A 14,490-nucleotide genomic window follows, 5' to 3' on the forward strand; every position below is an offset into this window, starting at 1 on the left:
CTTAGGGCATTTTTTAATGCTTGAAAAACGCCTTAATTTCTTCAGCCTTATTAGTCTTTTCCCAAGTAAACTCATCTAGCTCACGCCCAAAATGCCCATAAGCTGAAGTGAGTGAATAAATGGGTCTTAATAAATCCAAGCTTTCAATAATGCCTTTTGGTGTGAGCTTGAAAATAGATTTCACGCATTTTTCTAGCTCCGCACTTGAATACTTGCTCGTATTATGTGTATTCACATAAATAGATACCGGCTCAACTACGCCAATCGCATAGGCAAGTTGCACAGTCGCTTTATCACAAACCCCACTAGCTACTAGGTTTTTAGCCACATATCTAGCCGCATAAGCCGCACTTCTATCCACCTTGCTAGGGTCTTTTCCGCTAAAGGCTCCCCCACCATGTGCACAACTCCCCCCATAAGTATCTACAATGATTTTTCTACCGGTTAAACCTGCATCGCCTTGTGGCCCACCGATAACAAATTTTCCTGTAGGATTTACAAAAAACTTAATGTTATCATGCAAATATTCTTTGGGTAAAACCTTATAAACAATCTCTTCAATCACCGCTTCTTTTAAATGCTTTTGTGAGACTTCTGGAGAATGCTGGGTGGAAATAACAATTGTATCAATGCTTATGGGCTTGTTATTTTCATAACGCACGCTCACTTGAGACTTGCCATCAGGTCTTAAAAAAGGCAAGCTATTATCTTTTCTCTTTTGAGCTAGAGCAAAAGTGAGTTGATGGGCTAAATGAATGGGTAAGGGCATAAGTGTGGGAGTCTCTTTGCATGCATAGCCAAACATAAGCCCTTGGTCTCCTGCACCAATCTCGCCATCTTCTCTATCCACGCCTTGATTAATATCAGGGCTTTGCTCGCCAATGCCATTTAAAACCGCCGCACTTCTATAATCAAAGCCATAAAGAGCGTCTGTATAACCAATCTTTTTAACCACTTCTCTAGCAATCTCTTGCATAGGGGCATAAACAGAAGTTTTTAACTCGCCAGTTATCACACAAAACCCATTAGAAACTAAAGTTTCGCATGCGACTTTTGCTTTTTTGTCTCGTGCGATAATATAATCTAAAACCGCATCACTGATTTGGTCAGCCATTTTATCAGGATGACCTTCAGTAACCGATTCTGAAGTGAAAAGAAAACTCATTATTTTATCCTTTTGTTTAAATATTGAATTGTAATTAGAAATTAGGCTTATTATAACTTATTCATTTTAAGATTTAAAAAACCCTTTAGCTTTTTGCAACAAGCTTGACTTTTGCTGTTTTCTAAAGTTTGTCCGTAAATGGGCTAAGAAATGGTGCCACTCATGGATTTCCATAGCAGGAATGGCTCCGGCAAAATTCGTATTAGGGGGTAAATCCTTACCTACCGCACTTTTACCCCCAATTTGAGTAAATTCACCTACATGCAAATGCCCCCCAATGCCTACTTGCCCGCCAAAGACTACATTGCGCCCTGTGGTTGTAGAGCCACTTAAGCCCACTTGAGAGACTACAATGCTGTGTTCGCCCAAGACACAATTATGTCCGATTTGCACCAAATTATCAATTTTAACGCCTTCTTTAATTAAGGTCTCGCCAAAAACCGCCCTATCAATGGCGGTGTTTGCCCCAATTTCTACATTCTTTTGGATTCTTACAACGCCTACATGCTCAATTTTGATATGCTCTCCAAGGGCTGTATGAGCGTAACCAAAGCCATCGCCCCCAATCACACTACCGGCATGAATAATGACATTATCTTCTAAAATCGTGTTTTGATACAAAGTTACATGCGGATACAAAATGCAATTTTTACCTATTTTTACCCCATCAGCAATCACCACATTAGGATAAATCAAAGAATTTTCGCCAATTTCTACATTTTCTCCAATAATAACCTGTGGCATGATAGTAACTTTTTCAAAATGCTTAGGCTCACTCACTTTTTCTGGGTTTTTAAAAAAAGGGATTTTAAAAGCATGCGAGACTTTAGCAAAGGCTAAATGCGGATTATCCACAACTAAAGCTTGTATATGTTTTGGCACTTTAGAAGACTCTTTTTTACGGATAAACACCGCCCCAGCCTTTGAATCTTTTAAAAGCTTGAGATAGCGTGCTTGGTCAATGTAGCTAATATCATTAGGTGTAGCCTTATCTAAAGGAGCTAAGGCATTGACTTCAAAATCGTTTGAAAATTCTGTCTCAATAGAATAGGTGCTTAATAATTCACTTAATTTCATCAAATATCCTTATTGTTCTTTATGTAAATCCCACAACAATGTAGTTTTATTATCTTTTTCTTCTACAGCTCCCATGCCCATAATATTATACCCCGCATCTACAAAATGCACTTCGCCGCTCACCCCACTAGACAAAGAAGAGAGCAAATACATTCCCGCATTGCCGACTTCTTCTAAGCTCACATTTTTTCTTAAAGGAGCATTGATTTCATTCCATTTTAAAATCATTTTAAAATCAGCTATCCCACTAGAAGCAAGCGTTCTAATAGGTCCGGCGGACAATGCATTCACTCGTATATTTTCTTTACCTAAATCAACAGCTAAATAACGCACCGCACTTTCTAATGCCGCTTTAGCTAATCCCATGACATTATAATGTGCCATGTATTTGGTGCTACCTAGATAGCTCAAAGTTAAAATTGATGCCCCACTATTTAATAAAGGTTTTAAGGTATGCGTTAGCTCTATTAAAGAATAAACTGAAATTTCCATAGCAGTATTAAACGCACTTTTAGAAGTTTCTAATAACCCCCCTTCTAAGGCGTCTTTTGGAGCAAAAGCTACGCTATGAACGATAAAATCTAATGAGCCTAAATCTTGTTTGATATTATCGTGCAACAACTTAAAATGCTCTTCTTTACTCACATCTAATTCATACACATAAGGGCTATTAAATTCTTGTGCGATAGGTCTCACACGCTTTTCTAAATTCTCATTTAAATAAGTGAAAGCTAGTTCTGCCCCTTGTTCATAGCAAGATTTAGCAATCCCATAAGCGATGGACTTATTGTTTGCAACCCCTACAATAAGCCCTTTTTTACCCTTTAAAAATCCCATAATTTTTCCTTTTATAAAAATGAAATAATTGTTTTAAAATTTTCCAATTCTAAAGACGCGCTTCCAATCAACAAGCCATCTACACTATCAATGTCTAAAATTTCTTGTGCGTTACTTATATTCACACTTCCGCCGTATAACAAAGGGGTTTTTGGATTTAAATTTTGCTTTAAAAAATTATGCGTGAGATAAATATCTTCCACGCTCGCACTTCTTCCTGTGCCAATCGCCCATATAGGCTCATAAGCCACAATTAAATTTTGATAGTTAGTATCAACTATTTCTAATTGCTTGTTTAAAAATTCTTTAACCGCCCCTAAACCCTTTTCTCTAGTTTGTAAATCTTCGCCAATACAATAGACAATCTTAAAATTTTTATCTTTAAAAAAATCAAATTTTTCTTTTAAAATTTTAGAGCTTTCATTTAAAAGGGCGCGTCTTTCGCTATGTCCGATCAAGAGCGTGCTGATTTTGAGTTCCTCTAAATGCTTTGAAGTGATTTCACCTGTAAATGCCCCAGAATCTTTAGGATAGGCATTTTGTGCTCCCAAAGTGAAATGCAAAAATGCATTAGGCAACAGCCCTAAAAAATCAGGGAATACAAAGACCCTATCAAAGTGCTGTGGTTTTAAATTTTTTTCCAGTTCTTCTAAATACGCATGGCTTTTAAAGATAGGCATAGCGGATTTGAAATTAGCCATTGCAATTTTCATCATAGATTATCCTTAATTCTGTAGGTGATAACTAGCATTATTATATCGCATGCGTTTTAAAAATGTAAATTTTAAACAATAGCCCCCTTTAATTTTATTTTTTTCTCAATTTAGGGGATGGTTATAAGAAAAATTACCTTTAATGTAGTAACATGAAAATAGTGTTTTTGTATCAAAACGCTCAGATTGAGCCAAAATTTGAGTTTTTTTAGGAGCAATTTTTATGCAACAAGAAGAGATTATAGAGAGTTATTACGGCGTTAATAAAGAGCGTAAAAAGAGCGGTATTTATGCCAAGCTAGACTTCTTACAGAGTGCTACGGGTCTCATTTTAGCACTCTTTATGATAGTGCATATGTTCTTAGTCTCTAGTATTTTAATCAGTGATGAAGCCATGTATAAGGTGGCGAAGTTTTTTGAAGGAAGCTTGTTTTTGAAAGCGGGCGAGCCAGCGATTGTAAGCGTGGTTGCAGCGGGGATTATTCTCATTCTTGTTGTGCATGCCTTTTTAGCCCTTAGAAAATTTCCTATCAATTATCGTCAATACAAAATTTTTAAAACCCATAAGCATTTGATGAAACATGGCGACACAAGCTTGTGGTTCACTCAGGTGCTTACAGGATTTGCGATGTTTTTCTTAGCGAGTATCCACTTATTTGTCATGCTTACAGAGCCTGAGAGCATTGGACCGCATGGCTCAAGCTATCGTTTTGTAACGCAACATTTCTGGCTTTTATATATTTTCTTATTGTTTGCCGTGGAATTGCATGGCTCTATTGGATTGTATCGTTTAGCGATTAAATGGGGGTGGTTTAAAAATGTAAGCATTCAAGGGTTAAGGAAGATTAAATGGGCTATGAGCGTGTTTTTTATCGTTTTGGGGCTTTGCACTTATGGAGCGTATATTAAAAAAGGCTTAGAAAATCAAAATAGTGGTATTCATACCATGCAACAAGCCATAGAAGCTGATGAAAAATTCCACAAAGAATAAGGGTAAAGAATGAAAATAACATATTGTGATGCGTTAATTATTGGGGGTGGGTTAGCCGGATTGAGAGCGAGTGTTGCTTGTAAAGAAAAGGGCTTAAACACCATTGTATTAAGTCTTGTGCCTGTTAGAAGAAGCCATAGCGCAGCCGCTCAAGGGGGCATGCAAGCGAGTTTGGCAAATGCTAAAATGAGCGAAGGCGATAATGAAGATTTGCATTTCTTAGACACGGTTAAAGGGAGCGATTGGGGGTGCGACCAACAAGTGGCTAGAATGTTTGTAACTACCGCACCTAAGGCTATTAGGGAATTAGCTGCATGGGGTGTGCCTTGGACAAGAATTAAGAAGGGTGATAGGGGTGCCGTTATCAATGGCCAGCATGTAAACATTACCGAGAGAGACGATAGGCATGGCTATATTTTAAGCCGTGATTTTGGTGGCACAAAAAAATGGCGTACATGTTTTACCGCTGATGCAACTGGGCATACCATGCTATATGCGGTAGCTAATGAAGCCTTGCACCACAAAGTGGATATTCAAGACAGAAAGGATATGCTCGCACTCATTCATAAAGATAACAAATGCTATGGAGCGGTGGTAAGAGACTTAATTACAGGCGAAATTTCAGCATATGTCTCCAAAGGCACGCTTCTAGCTACAGGGGGTTATGGGCGTGTGTATAAGCACACCACTAATGCCGTGATTTGTGATGGTGCTGGAGCTGCAACAGCCCTTGAAACAGGGGTTGCCAAATTAGGAAACATGGAAGCGGTGCAATTTCACCCTACCGCATTAGTGCCAAGTGGGATTTTAATGACAGAAGGTTGTAGGGGCGATGGGGGTGTTTTAAGAGATAAATTTGGAAGACGCTTTATGCCTGCTTATGAGCCTGAGAAAAAAGAACTTGCTAGTAGAGATGTGGTCTCAAGGCGTATTTTAGAACATATTCAAAAAGGCTATGGAGCAAGCTCGCCCTATGGAGACCATGTGTGGCTAGATATTGCCATTTTAGGACGAGAGCATGTAGAAAAGAACTTAAGAGATGTGCGTGATATTGCCATGACTTTTGCAGGAATTGACCCTGCAGATAGCGATGAGCAAACTAAGGACAACATGCAAGGTGTACCCACTAATGAGCCAGAATACGGACAAGCTATGGCTAAGCAAAAAGGCTGGATTCCCATAAAACCCATGCAGCACTATTCTATGGGTGGGGTTAGGACAAATGCTAAGGGCGAAACCCATTTAAAAGGCTTGTTCTGTGCAGGCGAAGCGGCGTGTTGGGATTTGCATGGCTTCAACCGCTTAGGGGGTAATTCGGTGAGTGAAGCCGTGGTTGCAGGTATGATTATAGGGGATTATTTTGCCAAGCATTGCTTAGAAGCTCAGATTGAAATCAATACCAGCCAAGTAGAAACTTTTATTAATGAAAGCCAAGACTACATGCATGATTTGCTTTATAATGAAGGCACAGAAGATGTGTATGAGATTAGAGAACGCATGAAAGAAATCATGGACGAAAAAGTCGGCGTTTTTAGAGAAGGAAGCAAACTAGAAGAAGCCCTTAAGGAACTGCAAGAACTTTATGCACGCTCCAAAAACATTTGCGTGAAAAACAAAGTTCTACACAATAACCCTGAATTAGAAGACGCTTATCGCACTAAAAAAATGCTTAAACTCGCCCTTTGCATCACTCAAGGGGCGTTATTGCGCACTGAAAGTAGGGGAGCTCATACAAGAATTGACTACCCTAAAAGAGATGATGAAAAATGGCTTAACAGAACTCTTGCTAGCTGGCCTAATAAGGAGCAAGACATGCCTACTATTGAATACGAAGAGCTGGATGTAATGAAAATGGAAATCAGCCCTGATTTTAGGGGTTATGGTAAAAAGGGTAATTTCATTCCCCACCCCAAAAAAGAAGAGCGTGATGCTGAGATTTTAAAAACCATTTTGGAATTAGAAAAACTTGGAAAAGATAGGATAGAAGTTCAAAACGCACTCATGCCTTTTGAATTACAAGAAAAATACAAAGCTAGAAATGTGCGTTTAGAAGATGAAGAAGTTAGGGCTAAAAACCAACATTTATATTCTTACAATGTCCATGATTTACTAGACAAACACAACGCAAACTCACAAGGAGAGAGCCATGAGCAATAATGAACGCACCATTACCATTAGAGTGTTAAAATTTGACCCCCAAAGTGCAATAAGCAAACCCCACTTCAAGGACTACCAGCTCAAAGAAATTCCTTCTATGACGCTTTTTATTGCCTTAAATCTCATTAGAGAGCATCAAGACCCTGATTTAAGCTTTGACTTTGTGTGTCGTGCTGGGATTTGTGGCTCTTGTGCGATGATGGTTAATGGCAGACCGCGCTTAGCTTGTAAAACCCTTACTTCTAGCTTTGAAAGTGGGGTGATTACTCTTATGCCTATGCCAAGTTTTACGCTCATTAAGGATTTGAGCGTAAATACCGGTGATTGGTTTGGCGATATGACTAAGAGAGTGGAAAGTTGGGCGCATTCCAAAAAAGAAGTGGATATTACCAAACCTGAAAAGCGCATTGAGCCTGATGAAGCCCAAGAAGTCTTTGAATTAGATAGGTGCATTGAGTGTGGGTGCTGTATTGCATCATGTGGGACAAAGCTTATGCGTCCTAATTTCATCGGAGCCGCTGGCATGAATAGAGCCATGCGTTTTATGATTGATAGTCATGATGAAAGAAGTGATGATGATTTTTATGAATTAGTTGGTGATGATGATGGTGTTTTTGGATGCATGAGCTTGATTGCTTGCCATGACACTTGCCCTAAAGAATTGCCTTTGCAAAGCAGTATCGCCACTTTGCGTAATAGAATGTTGAAAGTGGGTAAAAGCCGCTAAAAACCTTTGGCTTTTAGTGAATCAACTTGAGAAGCTTTTTAATCTTTCTGAGCGTCTTTCTTTTGAATGGATGCCTTGGGATTATCTCTGTCAATAAGATTTCTCTCTCACACCCTTTTACCTTTTATGACCCCTATAGCACTAACATCGGAAGCTTGTATGCTAAAGATTTAAGCAAACACCCTAATCGTAGTGCCGCCATTCTACTAGAAGATGGCTTTGATGCCTTGTTGCATAGAGTGGGACTCATTAGAATGAGTCAAAAAAGCATTGACATTCAAACTTACATCTACAAAAACGACCTTTCATCTCAAGTGATTGCTAAAGAGCTTTTGAATGCGGCTAATCGTGGGGTAAAGGTGCGTATCCTTATAGATGATAATGGCTTGTATTCGGATTCTTCAGATATCATGCTTTTGAATTTCCATAAAAATATTGAAGTAAAGATTTTCAACCCCTACTACGCCCGCATTAAAGCCCTACGCTATTTTGAAATGCTTGCAGATTATGAGCGCATTAAAAAACGCATGCATAACAAGCTTTTTATCGTGGATAATATCGCTGTGATTATGGGTGGACGCAACATTGGGGACAACTATTTTGACAACGATTTAGACACGAATTTCTTGGATTTAGACGCTCTGTTTTTAGGGGGGGTTGCCTTGAAAGCTAGAGAGAGTTTTGAAAGCTATTGGCGATTCCACCGCTCTGTGCCAGCTGGACTACTACCCACCCATAAAAGGCTCAAAAATAATGTGGAAGAAATTGCCAAACTCCATGAAAAGATTCCTGTAAGCACAGAAGATAAAAAAGAATTTGAAGATAAAGTTCAAGATTTTGTAGAACACTTCAAAGAAGGTCATTACACCACTTATTATGGAAATGCGGATTTTTTAGCGGACTTGCCCACTAAAATTGATATGCCTTCGTATTCGCCCATTCAAATTGCTTTTGAATCTGTCCTAGAAAATGCCAAAGACTCCGTTTTTATCGCTTCATCTTATTTTATTCCGGGTAAAAAAATGATGAAAACTTTTAAAAACCACATTTCTAAGGGGATTGAATTAAATATTCTCACCAACTCTCTCTCATCAACTGATGCCATAGTAGTCTATGGAGCATGGGAAAGGTATCGCAATAAATTAGTCAAAATGGGAGCAAATGTCTATGAAATCCGCAATGATTTTTTAAACCGACAAATCAAGGGGCGTTTTAGCACTAAGCATTCTTTACACAGCAAAACCATTGTCTTTGATGACACACTCACGCTCTTAGGAAGCTTTAATATTGACCCACGCTCTGCAAACATCAACACAGAAAGTGCAGTGTTGTTTGATAACCAGGCTTTTGCTAAAAGGGTGCGTTTATTAATTAAGGCTCAAGCTCAAGAATCATGGCGGCTAGTGGTGTATCGGCATAAAGTGCTTTGGGAAGCTGTAGAAGGCGGACGATTAATCCACCAAAAAACTTCGCCGGACACTTCTTTTTTCTTACGCTTGATTAAGCAATGGACTAAGGTTCTTCCCGAGCGAGAGCTTTAAATACAAGCTCTCCTATAATACACAATTATGTAATATATCACAATAAATCCTAGCACAAGAAAACCTATTAAGGTTGTTTTTCGCTTTTTATGCCACCACTCCCTAATCTCAAAAAGGGTTACCCCCTTTTGTAGTTAGCTAGAACAAATAATAATAACTAATAAACATGCTATAAAGAGTGTTGTTTTGAACTTCATAGAGTTTGTTAGAAGTGTTTAAAGAAACACTAGGATTTTTTAAGAAAGGCACCTTCACTCCTAAATCAAATTCATGCATGCCATTAAAGACAAATCTTAATCCTGTATGTAAGAAGGTGTTAAATTGAGTGTTACTCACATGGTTGTCTTTGATTTGAGCAATTGAAGTGTTTCCAGCAAGATTGACTCCAGCAAAGATTCCAAAAATCATGCTTTGCTTGTCGTTATTGTCTATGATATTAGCTAGGAAGTCTAACCCACCCCCATAAAGGATATTAGAGTTAGAGAAGTAAGCGTTAGTGTAAAGGTATTCAATATTAGCATAAGTTCTTAATCCAAATCTAGGCACAAAGAAATGTTTGTATCCTATAGCTAGACTAACTCCATAATGGAGAGTGGTTTGTTTGGAAGTAGTTGTATTTAATGATTGTGTGGCGTATTTAGAGATGAAAGAGTTAGAATGGGATAAGGCATGGCGGATAAAAAATTGTGCCATATTTTGAAATATATTTGGATTAGCACCCACCCCATAGCAATAGTAGTCTTGTATGCTTTGACTTGTAGTCCCATTTGGAAAAGGAAAGTTCTGTGGTATAGGACAAGTAGGAAGTTGCGGAAAATTAGGCTCGTTACCAAAAATTTTATTAAATTGGCTTTCATAAGTCGCATGGCTAACTCCTTTAAGTCCTTGACAATCACGCAAAGCCGTTCCGTCTGTAGCTCCCTTACTCAAACTCTGGCAATATTTTTGATATGTCGTCCATTGTGGACTACTCATAGCTGCGTCAAGAGAATCGCTTTTTTGTTGTTTGTATGTTTCCACTTCAGTCTCATATTGAGCTTTAGCTTCTTGTTCTTGTTTATTTTGTAGGGGTGGGTTTTGACCTGAGTCTTCTGAGCGGCCTTTAGGTTTTTTAGAGCTAGGAACTGATACTGGGGCTTGGTGTTGTGCTTGGGGTGGCTGTGGCTCTTCGGCTGGTTCTGGTTCTTGAACCTGCGGTTGGTGCTGTGGTTCTGGCTGTTCTTGACTTTGTGGTTGAGCTGATTTTGGTTGTTCTTCTGGGGCTGATTTGTGTTGTGGTTGTTTACTCTGTGGTGGATTATTAGGTTGTTGGTTAGGTTGTTGTGGCTGTGAAACTGAAGGTTGTGGTTGCCCTAGTGGCTCTGAGCTTGAAGAAACATCTGGTTTTTTTGGTTCTTGTGGTTTTGGTGTTTCTTGCTTAGGTGGTGTCTCTAAAGGTATGCTAGGTATAGGGCTTAATCCTAAGGGGATGCTATTAGTATTAGAAGTAATAATTCTTTGTTGTTCACCCTGACCGATTAAAAAGCTTCCACCCACATACCATGAACTCTTTTCAGCTTTGAGGCTTATAAAAGAGAGTAAAACAATTAGTAAGGCTCTCATAATGCCCCCCCCCCAGAGAGTAGAGGAAATAATAAAAACCAAGAGATTGTTTTAGCATCTGAATTGGCTTTATTATTTGAAAAAAGGTTACAAAATTTCATCTTAATTCCTAATCATTGACTAAATCATTAACAAACGCAATATAGCATAAAATACATGAATTTAGAGTGAATGTTTGTGGTTTAAAAGTGTCATTTTTAAAACTCTTCTGAAACTATGCAAATGGCTCTGTTAAAAGAAAGGGTTTTTAGAAAATCTCATTTTCTTTTCTTGTATTGTTTAAGAAACCGCTTGACTTTTACAAATGGCTCTTTATTGTTTATTTCAAAAAATACTATGCGTTTTTTAAAAGATTACAAATAGCTTAATAAAGCTAAATCAACTAAGCATTAAAATGCATGCCTATTAGTGCAACAAGCGATAGATTGTTAAGATAAATATAGAGAGCTTTAAAACAAAGTTTTAAAGCAATAATCTCAAAAGCCTTGCGGGTGTTTCTTGGAGTTTAAAAAGACTAAAGGTCTTTTTAAACCAAAAAAAGGGGGGGAGTAAGGACAAAATGTTGAGTCGGTGTCTAGTCTTTAGAGCATTAAATATGCTTTTTTAATAAGACACAAACAAAACAAAGTCTTTTAAAAACCCCCTTAAGAAATTAAGGAGTGCTAAAATGCGAAATGTAAAAAAGAGATTTTAAAAAATAAACTTTTTAAAATAAGCGAATAATGCGACAGCACTTGGTTAATCCTTTGCTTTAAGAGTTAGTTTTAGCAAATTAGCTAAAGAATGACAAAAACATGGTTTTAAGAAAATGAGTTTTACAATAAAAATATAATATAAAACAAACTTTCTTAAAAAAATCAAAGAATGCTAGATAAGATTAAAGCAAAAACAACACTTTTATGAAAAACATTTTTTGAGCTGTCAATATTAGAATAAGGTCTTTATTTTTACATTCAAAGTCTGGTTTGAGAGTGTTGTTTAATTAGAGATTTCAAAAACAATGATTTTCTTTAATATTATTTGACTATTATAATTCACCCTATAAACCTTATGGTTAAGGCAATTTAGGTAAATTCTAGGTATCTTTGGGGTTTTCTATGCTTTGGCGTAGGGATTGCATGCCTTTGATTTTCTTTATTCTCTAGCATGCCTGTTACTAACCCCCATTCTATTAATGAGCGTTTAAAACCACTAAGATGCATAAAAGACAATCATTTTCAAGCATAGAGCATGCAAATCTCTCAAACCATTAATGAGATATTTTTCCATGCTATCCTAGTATATTCTTTAAAACACCCACCCATAATTCATAAACACATGCATGTTGTTAAAGTTTTCATTCAAAGCCACTTCGTTGATAGTTTCTTCTGTAAGTAGTTGGGCTTTAATGTTTTGTTTAATAAGTGGCATACTAATTCCTAGAGAGATTTTAGAATGCTTGTAGCGGTAGTTAAAGCCTGTAGTGAAATAGACATTGCCTTTATGCTTGCTAGCGTTAATCATACCATTGAATTGATAGCGGTTATACAAGGCTCTAGCTCCAGCAAAGACTCCAAAAGAAGATTTGAAGTTTTTATCTTTATAGACATTGATAAAGTCTATTAAGAGATTCACTCCACCCCCTACTCCATATTGTTGTGTTTTGTTTAATAAGCCTTGTCTTTTAGAGAAGTTGTAATTAAACATAGCATAGTAAGAAAGACCGATAATGTTGTTGAAATAGTTTTGATAACCTATTTGGGTGTTGAAGCCTAACATAGGAGAATTTTGCCGCTTATTTGTGGGCGAAAGATTTGTAGTTGATTGAATAGTGTTGCTCAAGGTTTGCATCATGTTTGAAACATTTGACACCATGAAATTGTGGGCTAAGTAATGTGGGTTGTTTGGAGAATTTAGGTTTTTAAAATAGGGGACTTCTTCACTTGTAGTGTATGCAGAGCAACTAGAATAAGGACACTTAATGACCTGAAAAGGAATTTCACCTCTTTCTTCCATGTCTAGCCACACCTTAGTGGTTAAAGAAGTGAAACCATCTCCATGGGGGTTTCCAGCACCTGTAGTAATGCTATTACACCGATTGTCTGTTCCACAATCACCATGACTATTACCATAAGTCATGTTTCCGCTATGCAAATAGCCCCTAGTGTGGGCGTATTCATGCATAAATTCGTAGAATTTTTGCAAATGCTCATATGTGATAGCCTTAGGGTCATAAAGCAAGGGGTTAGAAAATTCGCTAAAAGCAGTGTCGCTCAGTGCGTAAAGATAGGGACTAGCTAAACCCGCTATATTATGTGTTCTATTTAATTGACGGAAAGCTAAATTATGGCTATCGCCCCGCATGTTTTGGATTACATATTCTTTGGAAATTACTTGATTACGGCTATCATAAAAATCAAAATTAGCATTATGAACTGCATCAGCCCATTTTTGCGAATCTAAAACATAGGCTAGATCTAATAAAAGCAAAGGGAGTTTTTGGGCGTATTCTTTTGTAGTATCTGTATAGCATTGATATGAGCCACACCCATTATAAGAATATCCGTTTCTAAAAGTGCCATGAATATTCGTGGTGATACTCGCTAGAGCTTCTAGGGCTTTTTTAGTTTGTTGCTCTTGTGTATCAGTGGGAGTTGTTGTGCCATTGTATCTAAACTCAAAGTTTTGCGTGTTTGCATTCTGTAAGGCTGTATCATTAAAAGCTGGAATTTTATCTTTAGATATAGTCATATGCGAATTTTTAGGAATACTTTCAAAAGTGGCGATTTCTACTTCTCTATAACCTTGTGTTTGGGTGTTATCAGCCACTTTAACCACTAATTTAACATTCTTTAAATCTTGAGATAAGTGGTTATCAATAGTGATTTGATTTTTTGAAGTGTCATAACTTGTTGCTATGGGGTTGGTGGTAGAAAAAGTTGTTCCTGCGATTTTTCCATCAGCATAAAGCTCTGCAGAAGAAGCATAATCACTCGTTGTTACATGTGAAACGCTTAGATTTTTTAAATCTTTGATATTCGCATAAGGGCTGTTATTGGTATTTTCTTGTGGCGTTTCTGCTTCTTGGTGTGCTTGTTCCACGACAGCTTGGGGAATATTGGCTTGTTTGTTTTCTTCAGTCAAGCTTTTATTTTCCACACTCTCTTTTGGATTAGAAATATTATCCGCACTCGCTGTTGTGGGGGTTTCATTTTGGGAATTGTCCACACTTCTCTTGGCTCTAGTTTTGCTTGTGTTTGAACCATTTTCATGTTTCTTAGTAGACTCTGTTGTAGAAGTTATCCTGTTAGGCGAATATCCTTGTTGATACAGGCTATTTCCTAAGACTGATTGTGGGTTGGAGCGTTTTTGGACGCTTTCAGTAACGCTTGACATACCGGTTTCAAACCCTGCTTCTATAAAAAAGCCACTTTTGGGGTGGGCTTCACATTCACTTAGCACACCCGCTAAAACAATGCATGCACTTTTGCTGAGTTGCTTTAAGTTTGTTGTAAGATTTTTATTATTACTCAAAACATTCCGCCTTTTACTCTCTCTCTCTCTCTCTCTCTCTCTCTCGTTTAGTCATTGTTTGTCCTTAAGTGGTTTATTTTATTAAGTAGTCTTATTGTAATCAAATTTGATTAAAAGATATTTAAATACCTTGAAAAGCTTAAAAGTGGGGTTGAAAATACAAGTAG

The 14,490-nt window shown here is 37.6% G+C and carries 11 protein-coding genes; 4 read left to right on the top strand and 7 right to left on the bottom strand.

Features of this window, described 5'->3' with window-relative positions; genetic code table 11:
- Nucleotides 1-13: 13 nt before the first annotated feature.
- The 4 genes from metK to HCD_RS00305 form a co-directional block, all read right to left on the bottom strand.
- Complete coding sequence (gene metK, locus HCD_RS00290) at nucleotides 14-1,165, bottom strand: methionine adenosyltransferase (RefSeq protein ID WP_014658617.1); 1,152 nt, start codon at nucleotides 1,163-1,165, stop codon at nucleotides 14-16.
- 66 nt (nucleotides 1,166-1,231) lie between these two features.
- Nucleotides 1,232-2,242, bottom strand: a complete 1,011-nt coding sequence (gene lpxD, locus HCD_RS00295; RefSeq protein ID WP_014658618.1) for a UDP-3-O-(3-hydroxymyristoyl)glucosamine N-acyltransferase — start codon at nucleotides 2,240-2,242, stop codon at nucleotides 1,232-1,234.
- Between the two features lie 9 nt (nucleotides 2,243-2,251).
- Nucleotides 2,252-3,079: an enoyl-ACP reductase FabI gene (fabI, locus tag HCD_RS00300; RefSeq protein WP_014658619.1), complete on the bottom strand. Its 828-nt coding sequence runs from the start codon at nucleotides 3,077-3,079 to the stop codon at nucleotides 2,252-2,254.
- Between the two features lie 11 nt (nucleotides 3,080-3,090).
- Nucleotides 3,091-3,795, bottom strand: coding sequence for a triose-phosphate isomerase (locus HCD_RS00305; RefSeq protein WP_041594798.1), 705 nt, complete (start codon nucleotides 3,793-3,795; stop codon nucleotides 3,091-3,093).
- A 220-nt stretch (nucleotides 3,796-4,015) separates the two neighbouring features.
- Here HCD_RS00305 and HCD_RS00310 point away from each other — a divergent pair, with 220 nt between their 5' ends.
- Genes HCD_RS00310 through clsC form a run of 4 tightly spaced genes read left to right on the top strand, consistent with a single transcriptional unit; the run spans nucleotide 4,016 to nucleotide 9,208 of the window.
- A complete protein-coding gene (locus tag HCD_RS00310) occupies nucleotides 4,016-4,783 on the top strand; it encodes a fumarate reductase cytochrome b subunit (protein WP_014658621.1) in 768 nt (255 codons plus the stop codon).
- A 9-nt stretch (nucleotides 4,784-4,792) separates the two neighbouring features.
- On the top strand, nucleotides 4,793-6,940 hold the full coding sequence (locus HCD_RS00315) for a fumarate reductase flavoprotein subunit (RefSeq protein WP_014658622.1): 2,148 nt from the start codon (nucleotides 4,793-4,795) through the stop codon (nucleotides 6,938-6,940).
- On the top strand, nucleotides 6,930-7,667 hold the full coding sequence (locus tag HCD_RS00320; protein WP_014658623.1) for a fumarate reductase iron-sulfur subunit: 738 nt from the start codon (nucleotides 6,930-6,932) through the stop codon (nucleotides 7,665-7,667). Before HCD_RS00315 ends, HCD_RS00320 begins: the two co-directional genes overlap by 11 nt.
- Nucleotides 7,668-7,693: 26 nt before the next feature.
- Nucleotides 7,694-9,208: a cardiolipin synthase ClsC gene (gene clsC, locus HCD_RS00325; RefSeq protein ID WP_014658624.1), complete on the top strand. Its 1,515-nt coding sequence runs from the start codon at nucleotides 7,694-7,696 to the stop codon at nucleotides 9,206-9,208.
- A 138-nt stretch (nucleotides 9,209-9,346) separates the two neighbouring features.
- On the opposite strand, the gene HCD_RS00330 is transcribed toward clsC, so the two are convergent.
- From HCD_RS00330 to HCD_RS00335, 3 genes are all read right to left on the bottom strand, one after another.
- Nucleotides 9,347-10,810: an outer membrane beta-barrel protein gene (locus HCD_RS00330; protein WP_014658625.1), complete on the bottom strand. Its 1,464-nt coding sequence runs from the start codon at nucleotides 10,808-10,810 to the stop codon at nucleotides 9,347-9,349.
- A 1,064-nt stretch (nucleotides 10,811-11,874) separates the two neighbouring features.
- Nucleotides 11,875-12,021 carry a hypothetical protein gene (locus HCD_RS09260; protein ID WP_158308542.1) on the bottom strand — a complete coding sequence of 49 codons (147 nt, stop codon included), beginning with the start codon at nucleotides 12,019-12,021 and terminating at the stop codon, nucleotides 11,875-11,877.
- A 76-nt stretch (nucleotides 12,022-12,097) separates the two neighbouring features.
- The gene (locus tag HCD_RS00335) at nucleotides 12,098-14,323 is read right to left on the bottom strand and encodes a porin family protein (protein WP_014658626.1); all 2,226 of its coding nucleotides are present in this window, start codon (nucleotides 14,321-14,323) and stop codon (nucleotides 12,098-12,100) included.
- Nucleotides 14,324-14,490: the final 167 nt, after the last annotated feature.

The organism is Helicobacter cetorum MIT 99-5656 (assembly GCF_000259275.1).
Taxonomy (GTDB): domain Bacteria; phylum Campylobacterota; class Campylobacteria; order Campylobacterales; family Helicobacteraceae; genus Helicobacter; species Helicobacter cetorum.

Excerpts from the sequence above, each read along its gene's own strand:
- HCD_RS00320 (WP_014658623.1), top strand. The coding sequence starts at position 6,930 with ATGAGCAATAATGAACGCACCATTACCATTAGAGTGTTAAAATTTGAC.
- HCD_RS00315 (WP_014658622.1), top strand. The coding sequence starts at position 4,793 with ATGAAAATAACATATTGTGATGCGTTAATTATTGGGGGTGGGTTAGCC.
- lpxD (WP_014658618.1), bottom strand. The coding sequence starts at position 2,242 with ATGAAATTAAGTGAATTATTAAGCACCTATTCTATTGAGACAGAATTT.
- fabI (WP_014658619.1), bottom strand. The coding sequence starts at position 3,079 with ATGGGATTTTTAAAGGGTAAAAAAGGGCTTATTGTAGGGGTTGCAAAC.
- HCD_RS00330 (WP_014658625.1), bottom strand. The coding sequence starts at position 10,810 with ATGAGAGCCTTACTAATTGTTTTACTCTCTTTTATAAGCCTCAAAGCT.
- metK (WP_014658617.1), bottom strand. The coding sequence starts at position 1,165 with ATGAGTTTTCTTTTCACTTCAGAATCGGTTACTGAAGGTCATCCTGAT.
- HCD_RS00305 (WP_041594798.1), bottom strand. The coding sequence starts at position 3,795 with ATGATGAAAATTGCAATGGCTAATTTCAAATCCGCTATGCCTATCTTT.
- HCD_RS00310 (WP_014658621.1), top strand. The coding sequence starts at position 4,016 with ATGCAACAAGAAGAGATTATAGAGAGTTATTACGGCGTTAATAAAGAG.